The following is a 6,000-nucleotide window of genomic DNA, read 5'->3' on the forward strand; positions in this document are numbered from 1 at the left end:
AGCGTCCTCGTCCGGGCCGTCCCAGGGAAGACCCCCGCGCGACCACGGTGTGTGCAAGCAGCCTGCCGCCTGGGTAGGGGCTGCGCGGGACGCCGTCGCGCCGACGTCCCGCCTCGTACCCGGCCCGTTCCTGGAGGCTGCCCCGTGCCCCACCGCGGACTCCTCGCCCGTGTCCTCCTCGGCATCGGCCTCCTGGTCGGCGGGCTGACGGCCCTCGTCGGCGGCCTCGCCCTGCCGCCGAGCGGGATGGTCGCCATCGGGCTGGCCGGGCTCGTCGCCGGTGCCCTGGCGGGGGGCGTCGCCCGGGAGTCCCACCAGGACCGCAGGGCCACGGTGGACGCCGCGTGGAAGGCCTCCGCGGGCACGGTGAGCGTGTTGCTGGTGCTCTCGGGCGCCGCGGTGATCGGTGGAGCGCTGCTGAGCCTCCTCGTGGGCGCCGCGGGGGCCGCCGCCGTGGTGGCGGCCTGGTCGGTCCGCGCCGGGCGGACGCCGTCGGGCCGGGTGCTCCCGACCCTGCCGGCGACGGCGTCCCGGCCCGGCCCGCTGCCCTCGGTGTCGGGGATGACGACCGGGGACCTGGGGCGGGAGTGGGTGCGCACGACCGAGGCGCTGGCCGGCCGGCTGGACCCGCCCACCCGGCAGGCCATCGTCGCCCGCCGCCAGGAGACCCTCGACGAGCTGGAGCGCCGGGACCCGGTCGGCTTCGCTCGCTGGCTGGCCGGCACGCCGCTGCCGGGCAGCGACCCGGCCGGGCACCTGCGCCACGGCGACCCGGCCGCCTGAGGATCCGGCCCGACGGCTACGCCGAGCGCGGCGCGTACATGATCACCGCGACACCCAGCAGGCAGATCAAGGCACCGACCACGTCGTAGCGGTCGGGCCGGAAGCCGTCCGCGACCACGCCCCAGGCGAGGCTGCCCGCGACGAAGACGCCGCCGTAGGCGGCCAGGATCCGGCCGAAGTGGGCGTCGGGCTGCAGGGTCGCGACGAACCCGTACGCGCCGAGCGCGATCACTCCCAGCCCGATCCACAGCCAGCCCCGCTGCTCGCGGATGCCCTGCCAGACCAGCCAGGCGCCGCCGATCTCCGCGACCGCGGCCAGGACGAACAGGGCGATCGAGCGCGCGACGGTCATGGTCGCCAGCCTGTCAGGTGGGCTCCGGACGCCAGTTCCTCGTGCTCGCGCGCGTTCCCGGCCGGATGCGACGCGGCGTCATGGCTCGGTCCGACACTCCGGTGCGGAGCGGTCGTCAGCAACCCCGACCTCATCGGGCGCTGCCAGGTGCACGAGTTCGGCGGACGTGGGTCGGCACCCGGCGGGACAGTCGAACTCCACGAGAGCGTCCGCGGCCGGCTCACTCCCCGCCCCGGTGACAGCGGCCCAACCCACCGCCGCCAGGCCGCCGCACCGTGGGCAGCGCTCCCACGTCACACGATCACTCACATCTCTCTCCTCGGCGGATCCGGAGTACTGGTGCTCCGGGAGCACCGGCAGGCGCAGTCGCGCGAGCCGTGCAGAACAGGTGGTCGGCGTGGTCACGGGTGGTGCCCGGTCGCAAGGGTCGGGCGGTCGGCGAACCGCCCGAGGAGATCTCCCGCCCGATCCCGGTGGGGCGCACGGTCGAGCGGGACAGCACGGCGATCTCCGTCATCGGTGGGCGAGCTCTCCGCAAGCGTCCACGCGCCTCCGCCCGTCCCGCCGTACCGGCGGGGACAGGATCCGTGACCGTCGAAGACTCCGGGGGCGGCCGCGGCCGACCTCCGACGCCCGGTGGCTTCGCTAGCCTGGCTCGGTCCTCTGGCGGAGGTGGCGGTCATGCGTCCGTCGGCGCGCTGTGCGGCCCTGCACGGGTACGTCGGGCTGGCCGAGTCCGTCGGCCTGGACGCGGGGCGGATGCTGGCCCGGGTCGGGCTGGAGGCGGCTGACCTGGCCGACCCCGACAGATGGGTGCCGGCGGTGGCGGTCGCCCGCCTGCTGGAGTGGTCAGCCGCGGAGTCCGGCCGGGAGGACTTCGGTCCGCAGCTGGCGCAGCTGCGTCGGTTGTCGACGGTGGGGGCCTTGAGCGTGGTGCTGCGCGAGGAGCCCGACCTACGCAGCGTGTTGCAGCTGCTGATCCGGTACGAGCACAGCTACAACGAGGCGATCCAGGTCACGCTCACCGAGGCGGACGGTCTGGCCACGATGGCGGGGTGGCTGCAGCTCGGTGAACCGGCCCCGACGCGGCAGCTGCAGGAACTGGCCGTTGCCGCCCTGATCGGCCTGGTCCGCCGGTTCCGGGAACCGCAGTGGCAGCCGCGGATGGTCTGCTTCACGCACCCACCGCCGCGGGACCCGACCCCGTACCGGCTCCTGCTCGGTCCGGCTCTCCGGTTCGGCCACGAGTTCACCGGGGTGGTGTTCTCCGCCCGCGACCTGGACTCCGCCAACGCGCTGGCCGACGCCGACGACCCCATGATCCTGACGTACACGCGACAGTTCCTGCGCCTGCTCCCGCCGCCGCACACCCGGGACGTCGTCGACCGGGTCCGGGAGCTCGTGCAGGCCCTGCTCCCGCTGCGGCGGTGCACCATGCCGCAGGTCGCCCGCGCGCTCGGCGTCACCACACGCACGCTGCACCGCCTGCTCGCCGCACGGCAGGAGAGCTTCGCCGCGATCGTCGGCGACGCCCGGGCCGGCCTGGCCGAGCGCTACCTCGCCAGCGACCGCTACACCATCTCCGACGTGTCCGACCGGCTGGGCTTCGCCGCCTCCAGCGCGTTCTCCCGGTGGTTCCGCCGGCGGTTCGGCGTCAGCCCGACCGCCTGGCGGGAGGCCACGGTCGGACCCGCCGTGCCGACCTGACCGGCGGCTGCCGCCCGTGCGAGCCGCGACGATGCCTCCACCGTGCACGCGCGTCGGGAGACGCGACCGACTCGAGGTGTTCGCACCGCCGGTCCCAGGGGTGTCCCTATCCTCGTACCGGGACCTGGTCCCGTGTCCCGCCGGCGTGGCGCAACTGGTAGCGCACCCGACTTGTAATCGGGCGGTTGGGGGTTCGAGTCCCCCCGTCGGCTCTCCGGTCCGTCCCCTGGCTCGCGTGGTCGGGCACCGGCGTCGCCGCTAGCGTTCGGGCACGCCCGGCCGTGCCCGGCCGGGGGCCGAGGCAGAGGCCGGGAGGCAGCCGTGAGCGACCACGTGTACAGGCTCAGCGAGATCGTCGGCAGCAGCACCACGAGCGTCGACGACGCCATCCGGATGGCGATCCGCAAGGCGGCGCAGACGGTCCGCCACATCGAGTGGTTCGAGACCAAGGAGATCCGCGGCCAGGTGGTCGACGGGGACGTCGGCTACTTCCAGGTGCGCATGCGGATCGGCTTCCGCATCGAGGACTGATCGCTCAGTCGAAGCTGCCCGCGCCGTCGCGGCGGTAGGGGGAGGAGCGCTCCACCCGCTCCCGCTCGGCGCGCTCCTCGCGCAGCCGGGCGGCCGTGCCGGCCGGGTAGCCGGCCTTGGCGACCCGGTGCTCGATGGTCTCGGTCATGAAGGCGATCGAGAAGATGAGGCCCATGAGCAGGCCGCCGACCGCGGCCGACAGCCGGTAGACCAGCGGGACCGGCACCACGGCCACGCACAGCACCAGCACGGGGAGCAACTGGACGACGGCGCGGGTGAGGTGCCGCCGGATCCAGCCGCGCCCGGTCGTGTCGGCCAGGACCCACGGCGCGAGCTCCCGCGGCAGGCCGCCGCCGAGGGCGTACCAGACCCACTGCAGCGGGGTGGGCCGCCGCGGGACCGGCCGGCGGGTGGGCACCCCTCGACGGTATGCCTCCGCGCCGTTGCCCGGGAGGTCTGCGGCGGAGCACACTCCACCCGCGCTCACCAGGGAAGGAGATCCCGTGCACATCCGTCAGGTGCTCCGCCGCAAGGGCTCGGAGGTGGCCACCGTGGCGGCCTCGGCCGACATCCGCACGGCGCTGGCCCTCCTCGCCGAGCACGGCGTCGGGGCGCTCGTCGTCTCCGGCGACGGCCGGGCCGTGGAGGGGATCGTCTCCGAGCGGGACGTCGTCCGGGCGCTGCACGAGCGCGGCGCCGCTCTGCTCACCGACCCCGTGTCCAGCGTCATGACCGCCGACGTGCACACCTGCGTGCCCGACTCGGGGGTGGAGGAGCTGGCCCGCACGATGACCGACCGCCGGGTGCGGCACGTGCCGGTGGTGGACGGCGGCGTCCTGGTCGGCATCGTCTCGATCGGCGACGTCGTCAAGTTCCGGCTGGACCAGCTGGAGGAGGAGCGCGCGCAGCTCGTCGACTACATCCAGACCCCCTGACGTCCCGGGGTTCGTGAGCCGGGCTCACGGTCGCCCCGGGCGCGGGCGTACGGTGCGGCGGTGGACGAGCGGCGCGCGGGGGTGGCGTTCGGCCTGGGTGCCTACGGCCTCTGGGGCCTGTTCCCCCTCTACTTCCCCCTGCTGGAGCCGGCCGGCGGGCTGGAGATCGTGGCCCACCGGGTGCTGTGGTCCCTGCTGTTCGTCGCGGTCCTGCTGACCGTCGTCCGCCGCTGGTCGCACGTGCGTGCGGCGTTCGCCGACCGGCGGACCCTGCTGGTCCTCCTGGGCGCCGCGCTGCTCATCGGGATCAACTGGCTCGTCTTCGTCTACGGGGTCAACTCCGGGCACGTGGTCGAGACCTCGCTCGGCTACTTCATCAACCCACTGGTCAGCGTCCTGCTCGGGGTGGTGGTGTTCCGCGAGCGGCTGCGGCCGCTGCAGTGGGTGGCGGTCGGCATCGCCGCGGTCGCCGTCCTGGTGCTGACCATCGACTACGGGCGCCCGCCGTGGATCGCGCTCTCCCTGGCGGCCAGCTTCGGCCTGTACGGGCTGATGAAGAAGCTGGTGCGGGTCGAGGCCGCGCCCGGGTTGTTCGTCGAGACGGCGCTCATGGTCCTCCCCGCCGCGGCGGTGCTCGTCGTCCTCCACGCGCAGGGGGAGGGGACCGCGGGCAGCGCCGGCACCGGGCACCTGTTGCTGCTGGTGGGCTCGGGCCTCGGGACGGCCATCCCGCTGCTCATGTTCGCCGCCGCGACCCGGCGGATCCCGCTGTCGACGGTCGGGCTGCTGCAGTACCTCACCCCGCTGATGCAGCTGGCGATCGGCGTGTTCGTCTACCACGAGCCCATGCCCGCGGCCCGCCTGGCCGGCTTCGTCATCGTCTGGGTGGCCCTGGCCGTGTTCACCGCCGACAGCGTCCGCCAGGCCCGCGCCGGCGCCCGCCGGAGGACGGCGGAGGCCGCTCCCGCCCCGGTCTGAGCGGCGCGCGCGGCCGGCTGCGGCGGGCTGTCTGGATGTCGGTGGGCGGGACTACCGTCGGGTCCTCAGCACGCACAGACAAGGACGTCCGATGTCAGCCGAACCAGCTCCCGCGGTCTCCCCGCCGGGGGGCGAGGTGCTCCCGCCGCCCCCACCCCCGCCCGAGACGGAGGTGGCGCCGGCCCCCGCCGGCGGCCTGACCCGTCGCGAGCACGAGATGCTCACCTTCGAACGGCAGTGGTGGCGGCGCCCCGGCGCCAAGGAGACGGCGATCCGCGACCGCTTCGGGCTCGCGCCGACCCGGTACTACCAGGTGCTCAACGCGCTGGTCGACCAGCCCGCGGCCCTCGCGGCCGACCCGCTGCTGGTCCGGCGGCTGCGCCGGCTGCGTGCGTCACGGGGGCAACGCCGAACATCGCGTTCGCTGGGCAACGGGGGCGGCGCCGTCTAGATTTGGTCACCGTGGGCAGGCACGCCGCGTCAGGCAGTGACGTACCGGACCGGGGGGACACCCCTGCTCCGCATGGACGTCGCCGTACCGACGGCCCGGCGCCCGCCCTCGCCGGCCCGGAGCTGAGCGACCACCCGACCACGCCGGGCCGCAGCCGCGCCGACCGCCGCCGGGACGGCCTGCTCGACGCGGCGGCGGACCCGGGGCGCCGGCCGGCACCTCCGCGCCCGGTCCGGCCGGTCCCCGCCCGGACCGCCGCCCCC

Annotated in this window: 8 protein-coding genes and 1 tRNA gene; 7 read left to right on the top strand and 2 right to left on the bottom strand. The window is 75.0% G+C overall.

Features of this window, described 5'->3' with window-relative positions; translation table 11 throughout:
• Window positions 1-144 precede the first annotated feature (144 nt).
• A complete protein-coding gene (locus PGN05_RS22940) occupies window positions 145-783 on the top strand; it encodes a hypothetical protein (RefSeq protein ID WP_419754895.1) in 639 nt (212 codons plus the stop codon).
• A 16-nt stretch (window positions 784-799) separates the two neighbouring features.
• Here the strand turns inward: PGN05_RS22940 and PGN05_RS22945 are convergent, their stop codons facing one another.
• On the bottom strand, window positions 800-1,135 hold the full coding sequence (locus PGN05_RS22945) for a YnfA family protein (protein WP_419754896.1): 336 nt from the start codon (window positions 1,133-1,135) through the stop codon (window positions 800-802).
• Window positions 1,136-1,816: 681 nt separating this feature from the next.
• On the opposite strand from PGN05_RS22945, the gene PGN05_RS22950 reads away from it, so the two are divergent.
• The 3 genes from PGN05_RS22950 to PGN05_RS22960 all read left to right on the top strand — a co-directional run bounded on the left by PGN05_RS22950 (window position 1,817) and on the right by PGN05_RS22960 (window position 3,373).
• A complete protein-coding gene (locus tag PGN05_RS22950) occupies window positions 1,817-2,842 on the top strand; it encodes an AraC family transcriptional regulator (protein ID WP_419754897.1) in 1,026 nt (341 codons plus the stop codon).
• Between the two features lie 139 nt (window positions 2,843-2,981).
• A tRNA-Thr gene (locus tag PGN05_RS22955) sits at window positions 2,982-3,054 on the top strand.
• Between the two features lie 109 nt (window positions 3,055-3,163).
• A complete protein-coding gene (locus PGN05_RS22960; RefSeq protein WP_419754898.1) occupies window positions 3,164-3,373 on the top strand; it encodes a dodecin in 210 nt (69 codons plus the stop codon).
• A 4-nt stretch (window positions 3,374-3,377) separates the two neighbouring features.
• On the opposite strand, the gene PGN05_RS22965 is transcribed toward PGN05_RS22960, so the two are convergent.
• On the bottom strand, window positions 3,378-3,791 hold the full coding sequence (locus PGN05_RS22965) for a DUF5313 family protein (RefSeq protein WP_419754899.1): 414 nt from the start codon (window positions 3,789-3,791) through the stop codon (window positions 3,378-3,380).
• An 85-nt stretch (window positions 3,792-3,876) separates the two neighbouring features.
• Between PGN05_RS22965 and PGN05_RS22970 the strand changes: the two genes are divergently transcribed.
• The 3 genes from PGN05_RS22970 to PGN05_RS22980 all read left to right on the top strand — a co-directional run bounded on the left by PGN05_RS22970 (window position 3,877) and on the right by PGN05_RS22980 (window position 5,737).
• On the top strand, window positions 3,877-4,308 hold the full coding sequence (locus PGN05_RS22970) for a CBS domain-containing protein (protein ID WP_419754900.1): 432 nt from the start codon (window positions 3,877-3,879) through the stop codon (window positions 4,306-4,308).
• A 60-nt stretch (window positions 4,309-4,368) separates the two neighbouring features.
• Window positions 4,369-5,286 carry an EamA family transporter RarD gene (gene rarD, locus PGN05_RS22975; RefSeq protein ID WP_419754901.1) on the top strand — a complete coding sequence of 306 codons (918 nt, stop codon included), beginning with the start codon at window positions 4,369-4,371 and terminating at the stop codon, window positions 5,284-5,286.
• 91 nt (window positions 5,287-5,377) lie between these two features.
• Window positions 5,378-5,737 (top strand): DUF3263 domain-containing protein, encoded by a 360-nt coding sequence (locus PGN05_RS22980; RefSeq protein ID WP_419754902.1) that lies wholly within the window; start codon window positions 5,378-5,380, stop codon window positions 5,735-5,737.
• Window positions 5,738-6,000 lie beyond the last annotated feature (263 nt).

The organism is Geodermatophilus sp. CPCC 206100, assembly GCF_048569675.1.
GTDB lineage: Bacteria > Actinomycetota > Actinomycetes > Mycobacteriales > Geodermatophilaceae > Geodermatophilus.

Bases quoted from the DNA above. Each gene is read 5' to 3' on its own strand.
- PGN05_RS22945 (WP_419754896.1), bottom strand. From the start codon at position 1,135: ATGACCGTCGCGCGCTCGATCGCCCTGTTCGTCCTGGCCGCGGTCGCG.
- PGN05_RS22950 (WP_419754897.1), top strand. From the start codon at position 1,817: ATGCGTCCGTCGGCGCGCTGTGCGGCCCTGCACGGGTACGTCGGGCTG.
- PGN05_RS22980 (WP_419754902.1), top strand. From the start codon at position 5,378: ATGTCAGCCGAACCAGCTCCCGCGGTCTCCCCGCCGGGGGGCGAGGTG.